We start from the raw sequence: 21320 nt of genomic DNA, 5'->3' as shown, positions 1-21320 counted from the left end.
AACTGAATTCCTCAGGTATGCGCGGAAATCGCTGCGAGGGCGATGGGCGGCCGTGCCGAGGCGGGGCCGCCCTTTCGTTCACTCGCAGCCGATGCCGTTGCCGTCGCGATCGAGTCCGTACTCGTCGGGGCCGATGACCTGGACGCGGCCGGTGTAGACGGGACCATTGCCGCTGCCGCCCTCGCAGTCCACGTCGCTGACGATGGGCAGGCAGGGGACGTAAGAGGCGTGGCAGTTGGAGGGTTCGGCGGTGGCTTCCTGCGGGGTAGCGAGAGCGAAGCCGAAGGCCGCGATCGCGGCGGAAGCGAGGGTGACGATGTACTTCATGGTGCTCCATCCAGTTGTATTGCGGTCGGCAGTTTGCCACGAATCTGCCGACGAATCACGCGGTACCGGAGGGTAATTCACTTTGTGGTGGCGAGGAGATCGATGTGCTTGCTTACATATTGAGGGCTCGTCGGCGACGGTGGCAGATGGGTTGTCCGAAAGTTGTCTACGGCGTGCGGACGCGGTGTGGCGCGGACCCGATCCCGGTGCCGACCGTTCCCGCTCCTCTGCGATTCGTGCATGTGGGAGGTCGACGAGATGGAGAGGGAGGAACGGGTGTCCGCTGAGTTGTCCTGATCGGAGATCGGTCGCGTTGCCCAATTGGCGAGCGCTCGAGGCCTTCGGCCAGTGCGCAGGTTGCCGTCGCAGTCGGATTTCAGCATGTCATGGCAGGCCGGACGACGTGACTGCTGTGCCTCTTGCCTAGAAACTCTATGAGCCTCGGGTATCGTTGCGTTGGAGCCAGTTCGGCTGGAAAGGGGGATGCCGTGGCTGAAGCATCGTTGTCGGTCGATCTTGACGAAGTCAGGGCATTAGGGCGTTTGGCATATGCCGTCGCGGAGGAGTGTAAGTCCGGATACGCGTCGCTGGTGGCGGATACTCACGCCACGATCGACAGCTGGTCCGGAAACAACGCTGACATCTTCGCTGCGGGGTGGGCGGAGTTCCACGAAGGCGCTGACCAGGTGTGGGACGCGTTGTTCGAGTTGGCAGAGAAGCTGGGTGTGACTGCCGAAACCCTCCGCGCGACTGACCAGTCACATGCGGCTGGGATCAGCTCCCTGGACTTGCCGTGAACGGACATCACAAGCTATGACAGCGGAGACACCATCGTTCTCAGTTGATCTCGACAAACTGGAGGACTTGGCCGCCCGCATGCGCGGATACGCCGCCGCCGTTGCCGACCGGCTCGCCGAAATCGAGCAGAAGGCAAAGGAAGTCGAAGGTGTTTGGGTGGGGACGGCGGCATTGGCGTATAGAGAAGCACACGCCGAGTGGGCCAAAGGCGTCACCGATATGCAGGAAGGCCTCGCAGCCCTCGAAGCAGCGGTGAAGGTTGCGCACGAAGGCTACACCAGTGCGGTCTCCGAGAACCGACGGATTCTCGGCATATGACGTTAGCCGTTGATCCGAGCGCCTACTACAAGGCTGCCACCAACTGCTTCGATGCCGCAGAAGCCTTGTGGGACAGCTTCAGGTTCGTTTTCAGCGAACTCTCCAGCTGCGGGGCAATGGCCGGAATCGACGAGGATGGGCGGGCGTGGGCCGCCAACTACAACCAGTCGGCCGCGGACGCGGTAGGGCTCTTCGAGGAGACGCATGGGGCCTTGTATGCCTATGGCGTCGCGCTCAACGACCTCGGATTCGTCCATGCGCAGTCCGATGCGAAGCTGAAGGGAACGGCGCAGCCGGAGAGGCCAAAAGATCCCGCAGCCAAGGGATTCGGCCCCTATTCGGTGCCCGCCGCAGCCGGCGGAAGCGGGATAGGTCTCGCGGAAACGGCAGTCGAAGTCCTCGACGCGATCAACTGCCCGCTGCCAGACGGTGACACAACGAAACTTGCCAAAGCCGCCGATGCATGGGACCGCCTGGGCACGATCTACCAGAACACGAACGCCAAGGACAAGATCACGATCTCGGTGACGCTGTTCGACCAAGTCAAATCTGATGATGTGGGCCAGGTTCGCGAAGATCTGAAGAGCATCGAGGCCTCGATCGGCGATCTGCTCGATACTTGTAAGGCGATAAGCAAATCCTGCGCAGGCTACAAGGATTCCATCGAAGAACTGCGCAAGCAGATCCTGGGATACATCGAATCCATTGTTCGCGAGGCCGCCATCAAAGCGACCGTGACCATCATTGCCACATGTATCACGGGCGTAGGCGGCATCATCGCTGGGGCTAGCGCAGTCGAGTCGGCACGACGATGGTCCGTGACGATCAAAGCGGCCGTCACCGCCTGGCGAGCACGCAAGGCCCTTCAGTTGAGAGGGCTGGCCGATGATGCGGTAGCAAAAATGGTGAGTGCCCGGAAGAAAATGAGGGAGCTACGCGACCGAATACTGCGAAAGAAGGATGGCAAGGACGGCGGCCAGGGCGGGCCAAATGGACCCAAGAAGCGTGGGAAGATCGACGAGTCCGAGAAGGCGTTCAGTCCCGAAGAACGAAAGATCGCAGACCTCCTAGCCGATGAAGGCAAAGATGTGAAGGGGGTTCCCGAAGGCGCGCAGAGGACCCCAGATGCCACAGTCGACGGGGTTCCGACGGAATTCAAGACACTAACCGATGGGGCATCCAACTCGACAGTGAAGAACGCGCTCAACAGTGCGTCCGGCCAGGCGCAAAGTGCCATTATCGATGGTCGGGGTAGTGGAATAACTGAGGATGAAGCTCGACGGGGATTGAATCGCTTCCTCGGCGCGAGCCCAGGTAAGATGACCAACATTCGAATAGTCGGAGATGGATGGGAAATTGTGTGGCCATAGAGAGGGAGGATTATGAGCGCATTCCATGAGATATTCTTGCGAGCTCGCAAGAGTGACGCAGAAGCAATTAGAGATATAGGACTCGCAGCTGGCGCCGAGCTGCATCTCGATGATACTTCGGGCGACGCAGTGATTCACCGGGCTATTGTCGAGCACTGGGTCGTCGAGGTGGAAACCTCACATGATTACGAGGACGATTTCGGAATCCCGTTTTCGAAATATCCGATAGTTGTAACGATTCGCGACCTCGAGGGAAACAAGCAGCGCGAAGAATCAGCTGCTCGCTCGATCTTCGATCATCTGGCGAGCGTCGGCGGATACAGCGAGTTGCTGGTATTCGATCTGCAGAAGCTCCTGGCCACGACGGGCAACCATTAGCCTTTTTCGGCTACATCTACCTTTAAGTCCCGCAATGGATCGGAAGGTGGGGTCGATTGGACGCGTTGGTGTGGCGAGTTGAACGGGTGCTGCGGAGCAGTGGTGGAGGAATTCGGGGAACGTTCGTACGAGGTGCGCGTATGGCCGGTCGACCGCGCCGCGTCAACCGCGTTGCATGAATACATTCGGATCCGTACCGCTCCGGGTGAGGGTCTCCGTGGTGTGCTCGGCGGTGCTGGTTTGAACTTCCACGGCGCAGATCTCCGAGATCTCGATCTTTCCGACGCCTATCTTGCCATGGCTGATTTCGACGGTGTAAATCTCGCGGGAGCCGACCTGGACCGGGCAACGCTGCTCGGTACAAAGCTGCATAACTCCGACCTGTCCGGTGCCAATCTCCACAAGGCAGAGGCGGACGGGTGTGAAGGAGAAGGCGTCAACCTGTCCGGCGCGAACCTATTCCGGGCTAGCTTCGTGAAATCCCGTCTGCGCCAGGCGAATCTGCGCGGGTGTGGGCTGAGCTCAACCAACTTTCGGCAAGCCGATCTTCGTGGTGCGGATCTCCGAGGATGCCACTTCGGCCCGACGGCCACCCGCCTGAGCGAAGCGCAGCTGTCGGGTGCCAAGGTCGCTATGCCCGCGGTGAGGTGCGCGGCCCCGGTGCTGGTCGACGGTCAACTCCTCGCGGGTCGGCAACTGGAGGAATGCTTTGCTGCCATGGGCCCCCGAAATACGCGTGGTGGAGTGACATCTCGCCTGAACGCGCATCTGGTCATATCCCACTTGTGCATGGCACTCCATGGATATTCATCGGCGATCTCTCAGGGAGGTGAGGTGGCGTGCCCGTTGGGCTACCCCGGTGGTCAGGTCGGTGTGTGGCCTGAGGGCGATGGAGCCGGTGGGATCACACTTACCAGCTGTACGCCTACGTGTGATCGCCAGCCGGCGTCGATCGGCCCGGGAGACTATTGGCTGGTTGTCATGAACTGCGCAGTGCTGCAACATCATTCGTTCGGGACAGCTGATGCGACTGACCCCTCGATCCGTTACTATCGCGAACGGTTCCTGTGATCCTCGCAGGGATCAGTTTCCAAGTGGGGGAGGGTGTTCGTGGCGTTGCCCATGCCGGACGGCCGTCAATCCGATGTCGTGTACCTACGGGCGAGCGGTCATCATGTTGTGCTCGGTACCGCCGGATCGGGGAAGACAGTGATGGCGATCCATCGGGCCGCGCATCTCGCGGACAGGCGTACGCGCGATAACGGCCCGACCACGGTGCTGACCTCCAATCGTTCGTTGTCGACATACCTGCGCCACCTTGCCGCCGAGTATCGTGGCCGGATCACGATCCAGACCTACGGTCAGTTCGCCACCAGTTATCTGATGAGCCGGAAGGTGCTGGGCAGCAACGCGATTGCCAAGGACTATCGGCGAAAGGCACTGATCGATAAAGGTGTCCGCGGTGTTGCGGCCGAGTACCCCGGTTGGGCCTTCTTCGATCGACCGAATCGGTTCTTCGAGGACGAGCTGGAATGGATCGACGGTCACGGACTGGCCTCGGAAGCCGAGTACCTCGAAGTCAGTCGGCGCGGTCGTGGCGTGGCGCTGCAGTCGAATCAGCGCGCCGCGGTGTGGAAAGTGCGCGAGGCATACCGGCAACTGCTAGCTGAGGCGAACCTGCAGTACGACTGGCCTTCGGTGGCCTCGGCGGTGCGTACCGCGCTGGCGAAAGACGAGACCGAGCGTGCCTACCGGCACATCATTGTGGATGAAGCACAGGATCTCTCGCCGGAGGCCATTCGTTCGCTCGCCGAGTCGATCCCCCCGGACGGCAGCCTGACCCTCTTCGCGGACTATGCCCAGCAGATCTATGGGCGGGGTGTGTCGTGGCGGTCCTGTGGACTGAGCGTGTCGAAGGTCGAGACCTTCCTCGACAACTATCGGAACAGCCCGGAGATCGCCCGGCTGGCGTTGGCCATCGCCGAGATGCCGCACTTTCAGGACGCCCCTGATCTTGTCGTTCCGAACCAGCCGCGGCGCGCGCCCGGCAGGAAACCGACCTTGATGCACTGCCGCAACCGCGACGCGGAGGCCGGGTACATCGCGTGGAAGGCGCAACTGGAACGCAACACCAAACGAATCGGGGTGCTTGTCCGCACGCGGGAGGATACCGTTCGAGCGGTACAGGGTCTGAGCGATGTGCGCATACTGCACGACGACATGACGAAATGGGATGTGACGGAGGGCATTTACGCGGGAACCTACTTCTCCGCCAAGGGGCTGGAGTTCGACATCGTCTTGATGCCGTACTGCGGCGTCGACAGCATGCCCAACCCGGAAGTGATCCAGTCGTTCGGCTTCGACGAGGCCGCCGGGCGTGAAAGTCGTTTGCTGTACGTCGGTGTCACGCGGGCCAGGAGCGAGGTCGTCATCACGTACTCCGGAAAGTTGACGCCCCTGCTGCCGCCCTTCGACGACACCCTGTACGGCGGCGGGCGATGACCCTGCTCGATGCCGAGGTTCTGGCAGAACTGCGGAGTATGCCGCTCGAACGTCTGGCGCATTTCACGCCGGCGCGCAACCTGCGACACATCCTCGCCGACGGCGAACTACGAAGCGCCGCCGAACTCCGCGACGACGTCCGCGCCTGTTTTACCGAGACCGACCTCGAGCGCCTCGACGGGCATCCGGACAGGGTGTGTTGCAGCTTCCAATACCCGAACGCGTACTACCTGTCGGTGGCCAAGAGCAAGCCGAACGCCGTCAGCTACCCGGACTGGGTGTGCTTCCTGATCGACAAGGAAATCGCCGCACGGCACGGGACGTTGTTCTGCGCGCGTAACGCCGCTGCCGGTGGTGCGGCACCGGGTGTCGAGGCGCTGCGTCGGTGCTATGCGGCCAGCGTTTCCGGGCAGGGGAACCGAGTGCGTACCCGGGGTGCGAACCATGACCCACGGTGTCCGACCGACGTCCAAGCGGAATTGTTGGTACCGGGTCCCATACCGCTGTCGGCGGTGCGCGCGATCGTTTTCCCCTCGGCCGACGCCGCCGAGGAGGAGTACGGGCGAGTGCAGCGCATCGGCATCACGTCGGTCCCGAAGTCGATTCCTTCGCTGGTCTCGCTGGGTCTTTTCGACAAACAGCTGGTCAGCGCCGCGGTCACCACCTCGAGTCGCCTCGAGGAGACGGTATGGCGGCCAGTAGCGGGCGGACAACCTTGAGCGCTAGCCGATTCGGTAACCGAGCCCGCGGCGTGATCGTGGGCACGGCCTGCGGTGATGCGCTCGGGTGGCCGCAGGAACAGCGCGGAGGTTTGCTCGGAGGCCAGCGAGCGCGGGACCAGCGGCAGCCCGAGCCGGTGTTCCGGTCGTGGACGCGGACGGCCGGTCACTATCGGTCCCGCTATCGCGATGTGGTCGACGCCGGTGCGTACAGCGACGATACGCAGCTGATGTTGGCGACCGCCCGTGCCTGTCTACACGGTTCGCATTGGGCGGCGCAGCTCGTCGAGGTCGAGTTGCCGACGTGGCCAATCTATCAGCGCGGCGGTGGCGGCGCAGTTCTGCGGGCAGCCGCTTCCTGGGCGAGGGGCGTCGCACCGTGGCGGGTTCCTCCGCGATCGAACGGTACGCGATCGCTGCGTACGTATAGGGACGCAGGGGCCAATGGTGTCGCGATGCGGATCGCGCCGCATGCGATCTGTGCGTCCGGCCCGCGCGATCTCACCGGGCGCGTGATCCGCGATGGCGTCACGACCCATGGTCATCCGCGGGCGTTGGTGGGAGCGCTCGTCTACGCGCACGTCCTGGCGTATCTGCTGCGGACGGAGTCGGTGTTGGGATGCGGCGAAATCCTCGGTGTCGCCGAACGCAGCCTCGTCGAGGCGACTAGAGCCGCGGAGCTGCTGCCCGAGGACTGGGGTACGCCCGAGCAAGTAGACGAATTCATAGCCACTTGGTCGGCGACCTGCGGGGAGATGTATCAGCTATTGACGGTCGTCGACGCTGCGCTGCGCGGAGGATCGGCGAGCGCGCCGGAAGATACGCTACGTGAACTCGGCTGCTGTGATTCCGATTCCAATGGTTCCGGAACCATCACGGCGGCCGGCGCCATCTTCGTCGCGGCGCACTTTGCCGACGAGCCGTTGTCGGGACTCGTAGCGGCGGCATTTCTGCGTAAGGCCGATACCGATACTCTCGCGTCGATGGCCGGTGGTCTGCTGGGTGCTATGCACGGGTACGAATGGCTCGGATCGCTGGGAACCTCGGTCCAGGACGCTTCGTATCTCGTCTCGGTCGCGGCGGATCTGTCCTCCGGTCCAGGAGTTCCGGTGCAGCCCCCGGATAGGCGTCCGTCCGGACAGCGCCGGGCGGCCGTCGATGGTCTGGCGTCATCGAAATGCGGTGATACTGGCGTATTTCCGGATGGACGAACCTTCCGTGTAACCGGAATCAACAGATTGGACGAGCAACGTCAGCGGGTGCGGCTATGTCTCGACGAGGGGCAGTCCGTCATGCTCGATACGCCGATCGCGCCCGAACGTGAGGTGCGACTTCATCATGATTCCGCCGAGCTATGCCGCGATCGATCCGGTGGACGGCTCATCGAGACGGTTCTGCCGACTTCCGATCTCGGTCGGTGCGCGGATTTCTACGGCAGGCTCCTCGGTGCCGAACTTATGGTCGGCGCCGATACCGTGACCGTCGTTCCAGGCATGGCAATTCGCCAGTCCCGCGGGGGACTAGAGCCTGCCGGCGGAATTGAGATCACACTGGCGGTGCCCGAGCCTGAGGCCGCGCTGCGTCGGGTCGGTGCGGACATCGTTCGGGTGGAAAGCGGTATTTTCACCGTGACGGACCCGGACGGTCGGACGCTTACACTTCGTGCGGACGACTCCGGGTAGCGGCAGCATAATGGCCGTATCCTCCACCAGCACGTAGGGCCTGTGTCGAAGTGATCGAAGAGGTCTCCGGCAGGGCTGCTGTGCTCGATGAACGCTGTTGTGGGCGTTGGTGAATGGGTGAGGACTCCGGTAGATGGGTTCAACGACCAACGGGTCGCCCGCCGCAGTGGAGCAGACGGCAACTCATCGACGGGATCCGTTGGCGGGCAGATCTGTGTGGATTCCACGACCATGCGAGCCCATCTTCACGCCGCCGGAGCACGCCGCGAAGGCAGCGGACAAACTCGCCGTCCGCTACCTCGCCACACTCCACGTCGCAGCCATCAACCAATGGCTCCGACACAAGTAATCAGAGGCCACCAACCCAAACAATTCGACACAGAACCTAGCTGCGCTTGCGGCTTTCGCGCACCACTACCGCTCCCCGCGCGTCGTATTCCACCCGCTCGAACGTCGCGAAGCCCAGCTCGTTCAATGCTTTCAGCGCGGCGTGCGAGTTGTAATTGGTGGTCTCACCAGAGCTTGCCGGCACTCCCGTGGCCGATCGGATGAGTTGAGTCGGCGGCCAAAGGACGTTGTTGACAAGAACCACGTAAGTCTGCGGCGTCCCCGGGGTCTGGTCACGGGTGGCCAGGAAGATCTGTTCATCACTGATCTGAACATGACTGCCATTGATCGTGATCGTTGTCGAGCGTGCCATGGGCAGAGATCCTGCCATAGGCCCGGCAGTATCCGATCCGGCATGGTTGATCCGGCCAGCGTTCGGATCACCAGGGATGCCATTGCCCGACTGATGGTAGCCATATATTAGCCAGATCGCGTTCATGGGGGGCGGGCTGGCGGTGGGCAGCTCCGCAGCTCAAGTCGAATGTCTTGTACGACACGAGGATCGGACCGGAGTGAGAAGATGGGATACGATCTTGCTTGTCATGTTGCGGCCCGACGGGCTTCCGCTGCGCGGATAGGCCCCCCGCTGCACGAGGTTTCGTGCTGCCTAGGGGTAGAGGGGCGTGGTGGAGAAGGCTCTGCGGTCGACCGCGGCAGAGGTGCTGAACTGGTCGGCCGAGGCGACGCTCGCCGAGATGATCGCCGATCATCTACGACGGCAAGCGGGGCAGCGTAACTCCGAGATGCGATCCTGGGAAGCCAGCCTCCCACGGTTAGCGCAGGACTTGCAGGATGCCGGACTGGAGCAGGTCGACATGCTGATCGAATATCGGCTGCCGGAGACGAGTTCCCGGGCGGACGTGATCCTCAGCGGAATCGATCCGCAGACCGGTGAAGACAGCTATGTAGTTGTCGAGCTCAAGCAGTGGAGCGAGGCCGAGCTGGCGTACAACAGCGACCGCATTGTCAGGGCTCGTGGGCTACCAGATGAACAGCTACATCCGATCGAACAGGTACGCGGCTACTGCAAATACCTCGCACAATATGTCGAGGTGCTCCACGATCGGCCGCACGCGGTACATGGCGTGGCCTACCTGCACAACGCGACCGAGAACTCGATCAGTACCCTGCGAGCCCGACAACCCGATCGATTTGGCCGGATGTTCACCGGAGAGGGGCGCGACGAGTTTCTGAGGTTCCTGAAGAGTCGGTTCGCGCCGGAGTCAGGCGTTGCCACCTCAGAACGGTTGTTGAAGAGCCCGATCCGTCAGCGACCCAGCCTGTTTGCCTTGACGGCATCGGAATTGCGGAGTGCAACAGAGTACTCACTGCTGGACAAGCAGGAGATAGCCTACCAGCGGGTGCTCGACCAGGTGCGGTTGTCCCACGAGCGGGATCAGAAGAGCGTCGTGATCGTCACCGGCGGTCCCGGCAGCGGGAAAAGCCTCATCGCGGTCACGTTGCTCGCGGAACTACACCGCGAAGGTAAACGGGTCCGGCACGCGACCGGCTCACAAGCGTTCACCGAATCGCTACGGAAATTCCCAGCGAGAGGTTCTACCGAGCTGAAGGGCTTGTTCCAGTACTACCGCACGTTCGCCGATTATCGGAAGAACGAGTTGGATGTACTGATCTGCGATGAAGCTCATCGCATCCGGTCGGTTTCGACCAACCGGTTCACCAAGAAGGAGAAGCGCACCGATCGGCCGCAGGTCGACGAACTAATCGCTGCGGCCAAGGTCCCAGTGTTCCTCTTGGACGAATATCAGGTCGTTCGGCCGGGTGAAGTGGGAACTTTCAAGGAGATCCATTCGCACGCAACCCGTGCCGGCTACCCGGTGCACCCTATCGAATTGGATGGCTTGTTCCGGTGCGGTGGTAGCGAAGAGTATGACGAGTGGGTACGTCGGCTACTCGGCTTGCGGGTTGGCGGTCCGACTCTGTGGCGTGGTCACCCGAACTTCGAGGTTCGGGTGGCGCAGTCACCGCAACAGATGCGGGACTTTCTGCGGGCGAAAAACGACGCCGGGGAGTCGGCGCGCGTCACTGCCGGATACTGCTGGCCGTGGAGCGATCCGAACCCTGATGGCAGCCTGGTCGACGACGTTCGCATCGGGTCGTGGTCGATGCCATGGAATTCGAAGTCCGACAGGGCGGTCAATGGAGTCCCGTCCAGGTTGTACTGGGCAACCGATCCGGCCGGTTTCGATCAGATCGGCTGTGTATACACCGCGCAAGGCTTCGAATACGACTGGGCGGGCGTAATCATCGGACCCGATCTGGTGGTTCGCGACGGGCGCCTCGCCAGCGTGCGGGGAAGCAACCAGGACAAGGCTATGAAGTCGAAGCGACTGTTCGACGAGGATTTCGACAAGCTTATCCGCAATGTTTACAAGGTACTGCTCACCCGCGGTATGCGGGGTGTAATCATCTACGCCACCGACCCCGAGACCCAGGAGTTCCTCACCGATCTGGTGCCTTGATCATCGGATCGATTGTCCGAGTGAGCGGCACAGATCCAGGTTCGCCGTGCCGGTGGCCCATCATATCCTCGCCTGTCGCATCACCGACAACGATCGGTCGGATCGCCGACACGGTGGCAGTAGCGAACCGAACCGATTTCGACTGGCGCTGCCGGATATCGGCTGAGCCGACCTTCAGTCTCTGGAACGCTGTTTCCGGTTGTGTGACTTCAGAGCTATCTGCGTCGTCCACGCTCGATTTCCCTTGCGGCCCGGACATTTCTCGTTGTAGCAGTGCCAGCGCCAGTGCGGCCCACTGTCACGGGGCTGATACCGCCGCAGATCAACTTCGCCGGTACCGCAGTGCGGGCACAGCGGCACTTTGGCGAAATCTTCTGCGTGTTCGTGGTCGAGTACGCGTCTGGCGAAGTGACTACCGTGGATCGCCACCATCACTTCACGGCTGTGGCTCTGCGAGAGCGTATTCAGGCTGCCGAGAAGGACGAGCTTCTCGTCGATGACGATGATTTTCTGGTGTAGGTAATTGACCGCGATCACGGTAGGGGTGACCGCTTTCAGTTCGTTGACGAATGCGGGGAACGTCGGTTGTTTGGCGCTCTTCGGGTCACGCACGAAGATGGTGATCCGCACCCCCCGCCGTTGAGCCGCGTCCAGCGCTGGCAAGAGCGAGCGGACACGCTTGGCCACCCACGGAGACCAGATCCAGATGGAGTGCCGCGCTCGAGCCAGTCGATCGCCGAGGAATTCATAGAATGCGTCTTCGTCCTCGATGCTGGATATCTCGACGTGTCGGCCGAGTACTTCGGCCAGCTGCGAGCCGAACGGCCCGAGGCGCGAAGCCGAATCGCCGACTGGAGCCACCAAATGCGCCGCGGGAATGGTACGGACCCTACGCGCTTCGATCAGGCTGCGGACCGCGCCTAACGCCGAATCGGGCGAGGCCGCGAGAATTCGGTTGCGACTCCCGATGAGATAGAGGCGCTGCTGTACTCGGGTCACTGCGACGTTGAACAGGCGCAGCCCGCTGTTCTGCCAGTCGTCGGTGTCGGACCGGCGGGCTTTGGCCATCCACATACCCGATCCGAGGGCGGACTCGACCAGATCGAATATCACAACCCCGAACTCGCGGCCCTGGAACCGGTGCGCGGTACCGACATCGGCGATTGTTCCCGTGGGGCTCTCGATTTCGCGCAACGCCTCGAGAGTCGCGTCGGCCTGCGCGGAGTATGGGGTGACGACGCCCACGGTGTTGCCCTCCCCGTAGTGAAGATCGGCGAGTGCCCGCGCGAGCAGCATTCCCGCGGGCCACCAGCCCTTCGCCCGGCCGAGGCGGTAGATCTGCGCGAGCTCACCCAGACCGTCGGTATCGATGATGACGATCTCGGCGTCGCCCGCGACCATGAATCGCTGACGCGCCCGCGCCACTTCGCCTGCGGTCAACACTCCGCCGTACGCCAGGGTGTTCGCCAGCTCCATGACATCGACACCAAAGCGATGTTGAGCTTGCAGAGTGATGCAGTAGTCGTGGCCTTGCGCCGCCGCCGGGCTGTTGATGCGGCAGTGTTGAAACACCTCGGTGAGTAGCCACCTGCGGACGTCGGTGCGGCGGCTCATGCGCAGCTTTTCGGAGAACACGGGCCCAAGTTGCAGGAAATCGCCGAGGAGTACGGCGGTCGTGCGGGCCACCGAGACCGCGAGCAGCACTTCGGGCAAGGTCGCGGCGCCGACCTCGTCGACGAGAACCACATCATAGGGTCCCTCGAATACCGCGATGTTGGTGCGGAATCTGGCGAGTGTGGTGGCGACCAGTCGCGCCGAGCGGATGATCTCGCCCTGGGCGTCTTTGGCGAGCTGTTCGTACTCCTGCTGGATCTTTCGATGCTGCTCGACCAAGGCGGCGTGCCGGGAGTTGTCGGCGGTGACCTGCGGCCGTAGTTCCGCTGCGTCGCGGTATCGATCGGGATACCCGCGGCGGGCGGCCTCCGCCACGATCTCCGCGGCGTCCGATGACTCACGTAATGCGCTGTGCAGCAGCCGCAGTCGTGCCGAATAGGTCCGTTCGTTGCTTCGAAGCACGGTGGCGGTCGCGGTGGCTTCGCGCAACTCCGCGGCGATGCGGTCGAGGGTGCGGCGATCGATCAACGCTCGACGGGTCAGCCGGTCGATATCCAATGCGATCTCGGCTCGGCGGACGGTGGCAACCGAGTCGGCCGTGCGGGCGCTTTCTGCCAGATGCGCGTGCTCGTCTTCCGCAGCCTGCAGCTTCTGCTTGGCTTCGGCGAGAGCCGCGCGCTGACGCAACCGGTTCAGTGGCGGCTGCCCGTGCAGACGGGACAGCTCGCGCAGCGCGGCTTTTACGGACGCCTCGGCCACTGCGGCATCGGACTTGGCTTTGGCCGCTGCCTGCGCCAGGTTTGCTGCCTCCTGGCTCAATTCTTCAACCTGTGCCCATATTCGGCGATCCGTGCTGACCGCCGTCTCTCGCTCTGTCGCCGTCTCCACCCGGAGCTCCGCGGCGGGCAGGGATTCGCTCACGACCCGGTGCCGCTCGGTTAGATGCTCGATTTCCGCGGTCATGTGTTCGACGGTGAACTCGGGGTCGGAGAGCCGGGTGCTGGCCTGGATGTAGGTCACGGCGTCGAAATCGACGAGTGCGGCGTCCAGGGCATCCAGACGCTTCTTGCGAACCGTGATCTCGGTGATCTCGGCGGCAAGCTCGGCACGTCGGCGCTCGACGTCGGACAGTCGGTCCCGCACCAGTAGCGGCAGGCAGACCTCACGGTTCTCGGCCACCTCGCGGAGGTGGGGTGGCCCGACGCGCACCAACTGCCCCGAGCCGTGGCGGTTTTCGCGCACTACGCCCGCCAAAGCGTTGTCGACGGCGATATTGGTGGCCGACACCAGCAAGACGCGCCTGCCGTCGGCGATCAGATCACTGATGGCGCGTTTGAGTACGGACGTCTTGCCAGTTCCCGGCGGCCCCCATACCAGCCACAGACCGGAACCACGGCACGCCCGGTACGCCTTGTTCTGAGCGGGAGTGAGAACATCGGCAGCGGTGCCGATCGGGGCCAGAGTGCCCGCGAGCTCGCCCCGGGCCAGAGAACCCGCCAGGCCGTCCTCGTTGATGGCCGCGATTCCCTTGCGCAGCGACTCGATGAGGAAGGTCGGCGGTTGCTGATACAGCCACAGGGTGGGATCGGATGGGTCGACGAATTCCGCGACTCGCACGCGGAGTGTGGAACCGTCCTGAGAGACGTCCATGACCGCGTGGCTGTTCTCGAGACTGGACTCGTCGGGACCGGCGAGCCGGAGACTGTCGGCCTGGACTTGATCGGCGTTGATGTTCAGCCCGCGAACATCGATGCTGAACATGCCCTCTTCCGCGGCCCGGACCGCGCGGCCGATCCGTCGCCAGCGCGGTTTGTCGCCACCGCCGCCCTCCGCCTCCAGCCATGCACCCAGTGCGGTGACCACCTCTTCGCGCCAGCCCACATACCCCCCTAACTGTTCAGCCCGCCATACAGCAGCATAGGCAGGCGCGGCCCGACTCGCCCGTAGGTCATCGGACGAAAAGCATTCTGCAGTAATCGATTAGGTTCCTGTTGGCTTTAGCGCCCATGGGACTCTAGTCAAAGACCTCCGGGTCCAGCTCGGTGATGTGTCATTGCCCCAGCCTCGACGTGCGGAGCTCGTTGCAAATCAGATGGTGTAGAACGCCGTGTTCTCCCCAAGCACCCTCCGCGCAGAGTCGAGATCGGCGAGACGAGCGGACACAATCGCCGTTGCGACCTCGTCCGGTAGGACGTCGGAGAACTTCAACCCGCGCGCCGCACGCCCGTCGACCTCTGGCAACACGAGGGACGGCAGGAGCTCGCGCCGTTCGGCCAGCGCGCTTCGCCACATGTCTATCGTCAGATCCGGTCGCAGTCGGATGCTGAAATCGTTCGGCCGCTGATTCGGATAGACGATGTCGGGCAGCGATGCGGCCAATGTGGCGTTGGCTCGGAATCCCGCCCAGGTCCACCAGTAAACCCGTTCTTCGTCCCGGTGAACGACCGTCGCCTCCGCGCGGGCATTGCCTGTTCCTTCGGGGGCTCGGATGTCGGCCAGTTGCGTCCTGGCCCGACGGGTCAAGTCGACCGGCGGGTCCGCACCGAGATACACATCGCGTATTGCGCGCGCGAGTTCGAACGACAAACCTCTAAGGCCCAGATTCGACCATTTCGCCACGCCCCCGGTCTGCGCCGGTTCCACGAATGCGCGGCGCCGACTCCAGTCGATGTAGGTGACCTGCCAGCTGCGCCCGGCGAGCAGCAGTCGCCGCGGGCCAGGGCTGTCGTCGGTCAGAACCGAGGGGTCGGTGTGGCCGATCTCCTGGCGCCCAGCGAGGACAGTGAACTGCGGTGGTGCTGTGAAGGCCGCCGTGAGATCGAGGAAATGCTTGCGGCCGAACCGCTTTTCGGCGGCCGGGCCCACGTGGAGCAGTCCGCCGTCTTCGTCTAGATATCCCTGGGCGAGCAGATGCCGCAGTATCGGCGAGGCGGATTCGTCGAAGGGGGCCAGATCATTCCACTCGTGTGTCCAGAGGCGGTCGCCGATGCTGTGGTGCTGCAACGTGACGGCCAGCAGCTGCTGGGCGACAAGGTGTCTCGGCTCGGGTGGCGGAGTAATAGGTTCGATCCAACCGCGGCCCCAGAGAAGCAGCAGCCCCGCGGCTTGGACAAGGGCATCGTCGGTGGTTGCCAAGAACAGGCAATTACGGGTGCTGTCGGCGCGGCGGCCGGTGCGTCCAGTTCGCTGGAGGAATGACGCGACCGTCGTGGGTGAGTCGATCTGGATCACCCGGTCCAGGTCGCCGACGTCGATGCCGAGCTCGAGGGTCGATGTGGAGACGATCACGCAGTCCCGTGCCTCGGCGAACGCCTGTTCGGCGCGCGTGCGTTCGTCGACGGAGAGCGACGAATGGGAGAGGAACACCGTTACCTCGCGTTCCCGCAGCGCGGCGCCCAAGTGTTCGACTTGTCGTCGGGAGTCGCAGAAGACCAGGCGTTTCTCGCCCCGATGCAACGCCGCGATCACTTTGGCGGCATTGTCGAGTGAGCCGACATAGTCGAGTTCGACTTCCCCCGGCGGGGGAGCGGCGCTCTTCGCCGCTAACGGCAGCGTGACACCCGGAGCGACGACTCGGGCGGGGCGGGTGCTTGCCCCTGACCCCTGTAGCCAAGTGAGAAGATCGTTCGGGTTGCCGACCGTGGCGGACAAGCCGACGCGCTGAATTGGACGCCCAGTGACTCGCTGTAGACGTTCCAGCACAGCCAGCAGATGCCAACCACGGTCGTCACCGGCGAAGGCGTGGACCTCGTCGACGACGACAGCGCGGATATTGCCGAGCAACTCGTTGTGGTCGGTCTTCGTGCCGATCAGCATGGCTTCCAACGCCTCCGGCGTCGTCAGGAGGATATCGGGGTGCTCGCGGCGGAGGCGATCGCGCTTGGAGTCCGTGACGTCGCCGTGCCAGAGCGCCGCACGCCTGCCGAGCCACTGCGCATACGAGTCGATCCGCGTGACCAGGTTGTTCAGCAGTGCCTTCAGCGGGCACAGGTACAGCACCGAAATGCCGGTCCAGTGCTGCTGTTCCATGGCGCTCAACAGCGGAAAGCAAGCCGCCTCCGTCTTTCCGCCCGCTGTCGGCGCGAGGAGAACGGCGTCCGCACCGTCGACCAGCGGTGCGATGGCGTCCTGTTGCAGTGGTCTAAGGCCTGGCCAGCCCAGCGTGTTGACGATGTGGTGGACCACCACCGGGTGGAGGCGATCCCACGGCTCGTCGGTCACAGTTTCAGGTCGATGTCGTCGGCACGAACGAGATTGCGCTCGGCGTTGGTCAGTTCGGAGGTGCCGACGGTGAGCTTGTAATGCTGTCGCGGATCGAAGTCGGGGAACTGGTCGATGCGATCCAGAACGTCGCCAACGAGCTTCTTGAGAAACAATCGGGGCGCGACACCGACCTTACCGCCGAGAGTACCGCTCACAGCTTGGGCAAGATCGGCGATGTAGGCGTCGTCGGCGATGTCACGGATCCGTTCGGGGTGCTCACTACCGTCGGCATACAGTTCGCGGATCGTAATACCTAGCGCAACAAGCGAATCCATCGTGAACCCCGGCAACCGGAGCTGCACGGCGCGGGGGTTGTCGAAGCGCGGATCCGTGGTGAAATCCGTGGCAAGACGCTGCGCCAGCGGCGCCAGACGCTGCACCCCTTGCTGCCCGTCGTAGAACGCGGGCGTGCCAGTGATGAGCAGATACAACCCAGGGAACCGGCCGGAGTAGACCTCGTCGATGAGCTGACGCAGGGCGTTGAGGGCTTTGTCCCTGGCATCGGACCGCACTCGCTGCAAGGTCTCCACCTCATCGAGCACGAGCAGCAGACCCCGATGACCACTGTCGCGCAACGCGGTGAGCAGGCCTTGGAGGAACCCGAAGGCGCCGAAGTGGTCGAGTTCGCCTCGCACACCCGCGGCCCGCCTGGCGGCGGCGGCCACATTCGGCTGTCCGCCCAGCCATGCCAGGATCGCGGCGGCTGTAGCTTCGTCACCGTTGACCAGCGCCGTGCGGTATCCCCGTAGCGCCGTCGCGAAGGAAGGCGCATGGCGCGAGACCTCGACCAGCCGGGCGGTCATTAGTTCGTCGACAGCGCCGACGAGCGAGTCTTCGTCAGCGCCGGCGGTGAGAGCGTCTTCCTCGAGCGCGTAGAACCAGGCGTCCACAACCGAGCGAAGCGCGCTCGGCGGGAAGCTCGCCGTCGTGAGCCTCTCGGTGAGCCGCCGATACACCGTTTCCAGCTTGTGCAGCGGTGTCTCGGTTTCGGAGATCTGAACCTCCGACACCGCGAAGTTGCGCCGCTTCGCACGCTCGCCCAGCCATCGCGAGAAGAACGTCTTACCGGATCCGTATTCACCACGAACCGCTTTGAACACCGACCCGCCGGACTCGACCACGTCGAGTTCCGCGTCGAGGGCGGCCTCGAATCGGTCGAGCCCGGTAGCGAGCAGGTCCAGTCCGCTCTCCGGCACCGCGCCCCGCCGCAGCGCATCGATGACCGCGCGACGCCGGGCCGCGCTGACCTGGGTTGGCTGGCTACTCACCTGGACAGTCTCGCATGGGCAGAGATGACGCCGAATCGAGGAGCGAACGTCTACTCCGCTAAGTCGGGGATTGCGAACGTGTTGGCAGATGCGGATCGGGGTCCCCAGTCCGCGGCGAAATCAGTGCCGCCGACGCGGCGGGCTCGCAGCGTGGACAGGCGCCGCGGATCGTCGCCTACATCAGGTGGTTGAGCAGTTGGGCGAAGCTTCGCAGCTCGTTCAAGTCGGATTCGGGGAGTTGCTGGGGGCTGAAGTGCGCAATGACGTTCCGGATTGCGCGGACCCGAGCCAGCTGTGCCACGAACAGGCTGCGATCGACGGTGCTCCAGCCGAGGCACTGCCAGTTGGCGTCCGCGCTCGCAGCAAGTTTCGTTTTCGTATGGTTGTGCCGGAGCAGCATCTCGTACTGGCCGAACATTAGATCGTTGATGTTGCCCGTCTTCTGTTTATCGTGTTGGACGAGCTCGATCGCTTCCGGGCTGATCGGGCTGAGCAGTCTGCGTAGCTTGCCTTCGATTTCACCGACGAGAAAGAACGGCAGAGCGCTCTGATGGAAATGGGCTGTGACATCGGCAGTTGTGATGATGCCGCTGAAAACACCGGTTCTTTCCCGGATCAGCAAAAATCCTTGCTTTTCGATGATCTGCAACCTGGGGAAGAGCTCCTGATGCGTCTCCGCGCTGTCGACGGTTCCGACCGTCGCATCGGCCAACTTCGCTTGCAGGTGCGGTTTTTCCCGTAGCGCGGCTACCGACTGCCAGGTCACTACTCCTTTGAGGTCCGACGAGCCGTCGATGACGGGTATCTGAGAGATGTCGTGACTTCGCATCAAGTGGACCGCTTTGGCAAGTGACACATCGGAGGTCACCGAGATCAGCCGACCACGAGCCGATGGCAGATCCCCGACCAGAAACGGGCGTTGCGGCAAGGTTCCGGGGAGGAAGTCGTCGCAGCTCTCGTCGTCGTCGGTCTCCACTGTTGTGTTGTCGATGTCGACAATCATGATCAGTGTGTCCCGATGGCACGTCGCGAAGCCCGGAGTCGTAGTCAGCCCGGCGGCCTGTAGTGCCTTGCTGATCACGGGTACGGTGTCATAGGTTCGTCTGCGGAAACCGAAGTATTCCAACAAATCCTTCACCGGCATACTCGTATCGACGAGTGCCTGCAACTGCTGCGGTGTCGGCACTGAGGTCACTTCGTGCCTCCGAACGTACTCTTGCCCATCGCCTCGGCGACGAGCTTCAGCAGCTGTGCTTTGCGATCGCGGTAGAACTCGTCGAAGTCGTCGGCGTGCAACAGCGTGGGATCGATCAGGTGGGTGGCCACCACGTCGTCGAACCATTCATTACGTGTGCCGCATTCGCTCGCCAGAACTGGCAGATACCGACTGGGCGGGCCGACAAGGCTCTTGTTGGCGCGATCTGACAGCGGTGTCTTGTTCACGATCGACGTTGCCTGCCAGTTGGGTACTCCGCGCCGGGCGAGCCACTGTTTCGGGAAGATCTGACGTATGTCGACGGCGTATTGAACCAAGGTCGCCTCGGTGAGTGGATCCGTAGCGAAGTACCAGTCGGTGGCTCCCTGTTTGATCAGCAGAGCGATGATGCCCTTGTACGCGGCACTGTTGCGGGTGCTCAACGTGTCCATTCGGTCGGCGACGAAGATCGCTTCGCTGATAGTGTCGGGAACGGTCGTTTGGGCGTCCTGCCATGCGATCAGCTGCTCGACGTCGCGGGTGAACCGGCTCTCCGTCGACCCGCCGTACATCTCGCCGAGAACGCCACACCAGTACCAACGAGTGAGCCGCGCGCGCATCTCAGGCTCGTCGGTTCGCTCCGCGAGGATGGCGCGCACGGCGGCCAGTGGTATCAGCTGCGAGCGGTAGGGCAGATCGGCCGGTGTCACGATGCACTGCTCGGCCAGGAATTCCCCCACCCAGGCGAACGCGTCGCGCACGGCCGGTGCGAGCTGGTCGAAGTCGTGCAGCGGCAGGGTGAGCAGATCGCGGCGTTTGCACGAGACCGGCGCTGTCGGGCGATGTTGCTTGATCTTCCACGTGCGCACCAGAGCGACTGCCTGCAGAAAATCACTACTGGTGAGCCCGTTCTCGATGCCGGCGTCGACATTGCCGAATACGTGCCGAGCCGTTGCCAGGCCCTTCTTGATGTCGCTCCATACCTCGGGCAGCCGGTAGTAGTCGCCGTGTTGGGTTTCGTATTCCCGATCACCGGAGTAGGTCGCGGTCAGCAGCTCGAAGACGTTCAGCGGTACACCGCCAGTGTTCACCCGTTCGAAAACGGAACAGACCGCGTCTGTCGAGGTTTCCGCGCCGAGTCGGATCATTGGAACGGCGTACGACCGCACATGCTGGATGACCTGTCTTTCGAATTCGGACCAGATGGGCCAGTTGCGGCCGGGATCCGCTTCGGTGAACGCACGTTGCCACGAGTGGACCTGGTTGATGTCGAACACAATGTGCAGCGGGAAGTACGCGGCAGTGCATTCGGCGGCGACATCGCTGAGATCCAGGCCCGGTCGGCGGCCATGGCCGGTCCGGACGACCTTGTCTGCTGGGACCGACACGATGGCGTCGTCGCGGTCCGTCGGTGAACCGACGGACTTGACGATATCGACGTAATACCACCGTTCCATCTCGTTACCACGCGAGTCGACGGTGCGGACCGGCCTGTCGAGGAACAGTGACTGATACAGGGAGGTGAGCCTCTGCTGTCCGTCCAGCAGCAGCACACCGGGCTCGACGTGCCCCGCCATTTCGGCACCGGTCAGTGGCCTGGTACGGAAGCGGGTTGCGCCTCCGGTGTCCAGTGTCATCACCACGCCGAGCGGGTAGTTCAGAGTGACCGTGGCGATCAGCTCTCGGATGCGTTGGTCGTCCCATTTCCACTCGCGTTGGAAGTCCGGCAGCTGGAGTTCGCCGGAGTGGATGCGTTCCAACAGGGTCCGCAGCATCGGGTTGTCGAGCGCCAAGGGATAGTTCCCCCCGTCTGATGTCTCCGACGTTACCGTCGGAGATCGCGATCTGTCATCGTCTGTGTACCAAGGTCTTTCGGCTACAGGAGACTACTGGTCCCAGTCTGCTTTGCCCAGGTGCACCGCGTGTCGATTCAACATCGAGCGGATCCGTTTCCGTAGGGGTTTCGCGTACCGAGCAATTCTGCGGCTGCGCCATCGGCCAGGCACCGACGACGAT

At 63.0% G+C, this 21320-nt stretch carries 16 protein-coding genes; 9 read left to right on the top strand and 7 right to left on the bottom strand.

The window, feature by feature from the left end; genetic code table 11:
- Positions 1–78: 78 nt before the first annotated feature.
- The gene (locus NX1_RS10785) at positions 79–327 is read right to left on the bottom strand and encodes a hypothetical protein (RefSeq protein ID WP_068057244.1); all 249 of its coding nucleotides are present in this window, start codon (positions 325–327) and stop codon (positions 79–81) included.
- A gap of 488 nt (positions 328–815) precedes the next feature.
- Here NX1_RS10785 and NX1_RS10780 point away from each other — a divergent pair, with 488 nt between their 5' ends.
- From NX1_RS10780 to NX1_RS10745, 8 genes are all read left to right on the top strand, one after another.
- Positions 816–1124: a WXG100 family type VII secretion target gene (locus tag NX1_RS10780; RefSeq protein WP_068057242.1), complete on the top strand. Its 309-nt coding sequence runs from the start codon at positions 816–818 to the stop codon at positions 1122–1124.
- Positions 1125–1140: 16 nt separating this feature from the next.
- Positions 1141–1443 carry a WXG100 family type VII secretion target gene (locus NX1_RS10775; RefSeq protein ID WP_068057240.1) on the top strand — a complete coding sequence of 101 codons (303 nt, stop codon included), beginning with the start codon at positions 1141–1143 and terminating at the stop codon, positions 1441–1443.
- Positions 1440–2813, top strand: coding sequence for a CdiA C-terminal domain-containing protein (locus NX1_RS37345; protein ID WP_068057238.1), 1374 nt, complete (start codon positions 1440–1442; stop codon positions 2811–2813). Before NX1_RS10775 ends, NX1_RS37345 begins: the two co-directional genes overlap by 4 nt.
- A gap of 12 nt (positions 2814–2825) precedes the next feature.
- Positions 2826–3191 (top strand): hypothetical protein, encoded by a 366-nt coding sequence (locus NX1_RS10765; protein ID WP_157119667.1) that lies wholly within the window; start codon positions 2826–2828, stop codon positions 3189–3191.
- 102 nt (positions 3192–3293) lie between these two features.
- Positions 3294–4262: a pentapeptide repeat-containing protein gene (locus NX1_RS35270; RefSeq protein ID WP_157119666.1), complete on the top strand. Its 969-nt coding sequence runs from the start codon at positions 3294–3296 to the stop codon at positions 4260–4262.
- 39 nt (positions 4263–4301) lie between these two features.
- Complete coding sequence (locus NX1_RS10755) at positions 4302–5693, top strand: 3'-5' exonuclease (RefSeq protein ID WP_068057403.1); 1392 nt, start codon at positions 4302–4304, stop codon at positions 5691–5693.
- Positions 5690–6412 (top strand): DarT ssDNA thymidine ADP-ribosyltransferase family protein, encoded by a 723-nt coding sequence (locus tag NX1_RS10750; RefSeq protein ID WP_068057231.1) that lies wholly within the window; start codon positions 5690–5692, stop codon positions 6410–6412. The genes NX1_RS10755 and NX1_RS10750 overlap by 4 nt, the downstream gene beginning before the upstream one ends.
- The gene (locus tag NX1_RS10745) at positions 6382–8094 is read left to right on the top strand and encodes an ADP-ribosylglycohydrolase family protein (RefSeq protein WP_084501312.1); all 1713 of its coding nucleotides are present in this window, start codon (positions 6382–6384) and stop codon (positions 8092–8094) included. Before NX1_RS10750 ends, NX1_RS10745 begins: the two co-directional genes overlap by 31 nt.
- A gap of 385 nt (positions 8095–8479) precedes the next feature.
- On the opposite strand, the gene NX1_RS36895 is transcribed toward NX1_RS10745, so the two are convergent.
- The gene (locus tag NX1_RS36895; protein WP_169812215.1) at positions 8480–8920 is read right to left on the bottom strand and encodes a hypothetical protein; all 441 of its coding nucleotides are present in this window, start codon (positions 8918–8920) and stop codon (positions 8480–8482) included.
- Positions 8921–9104: 184 nt separating this feature from the next.
- Here NX1_RS36895 and NX1_RS10735 point away from each other — a divergent pair, with 184 nt between their 5' ends.
- Positions 9105–10964: a DNA/RNA helicase domain-containing protein gene (locus NX1_RS10735; protein WP_307650448.1), complete on the top strand. Its 1860-nt coding sequence runs from the start codon at positions 9105–9107 to the stop codon at positions 10962–10964.
- A gap of 174 nt (positions 10965–11138) precedes the next feature.
- Here NX1_RS10735 and NX1_RS10730 read toward each other — a convergent pair whose 3' ends face one another.
- From NX1_RS10730 to NX1_RS10710, 5 genes are all read right to left on the bottom strand, one after another.
- Positions 11139–14459: an AAA domain-containing protein gene (locus NX1_RS10730; RefSeq protein ID WP_068057226.1), complete on the bottom strand. Its 3321-nt coding sequence runs from the start codon at positions 14457–14459 to the stop codon at positions 11139–11141.
- Between the two features lie 207 nt (positions 14460–14666).
- Positions 14667–16799, bottom strand: a complete 2133-nt coding sequence (locus NX1_RS10725) for a DEAD/DEAH box helicase (RefSeq protein ID WP_068057224.1) — start codon at positions 16797–16799, stop codon at positions 14667–14669.
- Positions 16796–18109: a BREX system ATP-binding protein BrxD gene (brxD, locus tag NX1_RS10720; RefSeq protein WP_068057222.1), complete on the bottom strand. Its 1314-nt coding sequence runs from the start codon at positions 18107–18109 to the stop codon at positions 16796–16798. Before brxD ends, NX1_RS10725 begins: the two co-directional genes overlap by 4 nt.
- Before the next feature lie 175 nt (positions 18110–18284).
- On the bottom strand, positions 18285–19304 hold the full coding sequence (locus NX1_RS10715; protein WP_068057220.1) for a CBS domain-containing protein: 1020 nt from the start codon (positions 19302–19304) through the stop codon (positions 18285–18287).
- Positions 19301–21097: a DUF262 domain-containing protein gene (locus NX1_RS10710; RefSeq protein ID WP_218024102.1), complete on the bottom strand. Its 1797-nt coding sequence runs from the start codon at positions 21095–21097 to the stop codon at positions 19301–19303. The genes NX1_RS10715 and NX1_RS10710 overlap by 4 nt, the downstream gene beginning before the upstream one ends.
- Positions 21098–21320 lie beyond the last annotated feature (223 nt).

Origin of the sequence: Nocardia xishanensis NBRC 101358 (assembly GCF_001613365.1) — a bacterium.
In the GTDB taxonomy this organism is placed as follows: Bacteria; Actinomycetota; Actinomycetes; order Mycobacteriales; family Mycobacteriaceae; genus Nocardia; species Nocardia xishanensis.
The sequence above is the reverse complement of the archived record's forward strand: the minus strand, read 5'-3'. Positions and strand labels throughout refer to the sequence as shown.

What these genes read in the sequence shown, in the direction of transcription:
- NX1_RS10785 (WP_068057244.1), bottom strand. Translation starts at nt 327, where the DNA reads ATGAAGTACATCGTCACCCTCGCTTCCGCCGCGATCGCGGCCTTCGGC.
- NX1_RS10775 (WP_068057240.1), top strand. Translation starts at nt 1,141, where the DNA reads ATGACAGCGGAGACACCATCGTTCTCAGTTGATCTCGACAAACTGGAG.
- NX1_RS10745 (WP_084501312.1), top strand. Translation starts at nt 6,382, where the DNA reads ATGGCGGCCAGTAGCGGGCGGACAACCTTGAGCGCTAGCCGATTCGGT.
- NX1_RS36895 (WP_169812215.1), bottom strand. Translation starts at nt 8,920, where the DNA reads ATGAACGCGATCTGGCTAATATATGGCTACCATCAGTCGGGCAATGGC.
- NX1_RS10750 (WP_068057231.1), top strand. Translation starts at nt 5,690, where the DNA reads ATGACCCTGCTCGATGCCGAGGTTCTGGCAGAACTGCGGAGTATGCCG.
- NX1_RS10765 (WP_157119667.1), top strand. Translation starts at nt 2,826, where the DNA reads ATGAGCGCATTCCATGAGATATTCTTGCGAGCTCGCAAGAGTGACGCA.
- NX1_RS37345 (WP_068057238.1), top strand. Translation starts at nt 1,440, where the DNA reads ATGACGTTAGCCGTTGATCCGAGCGCCTACTACAAGGCTGCCACCAAC.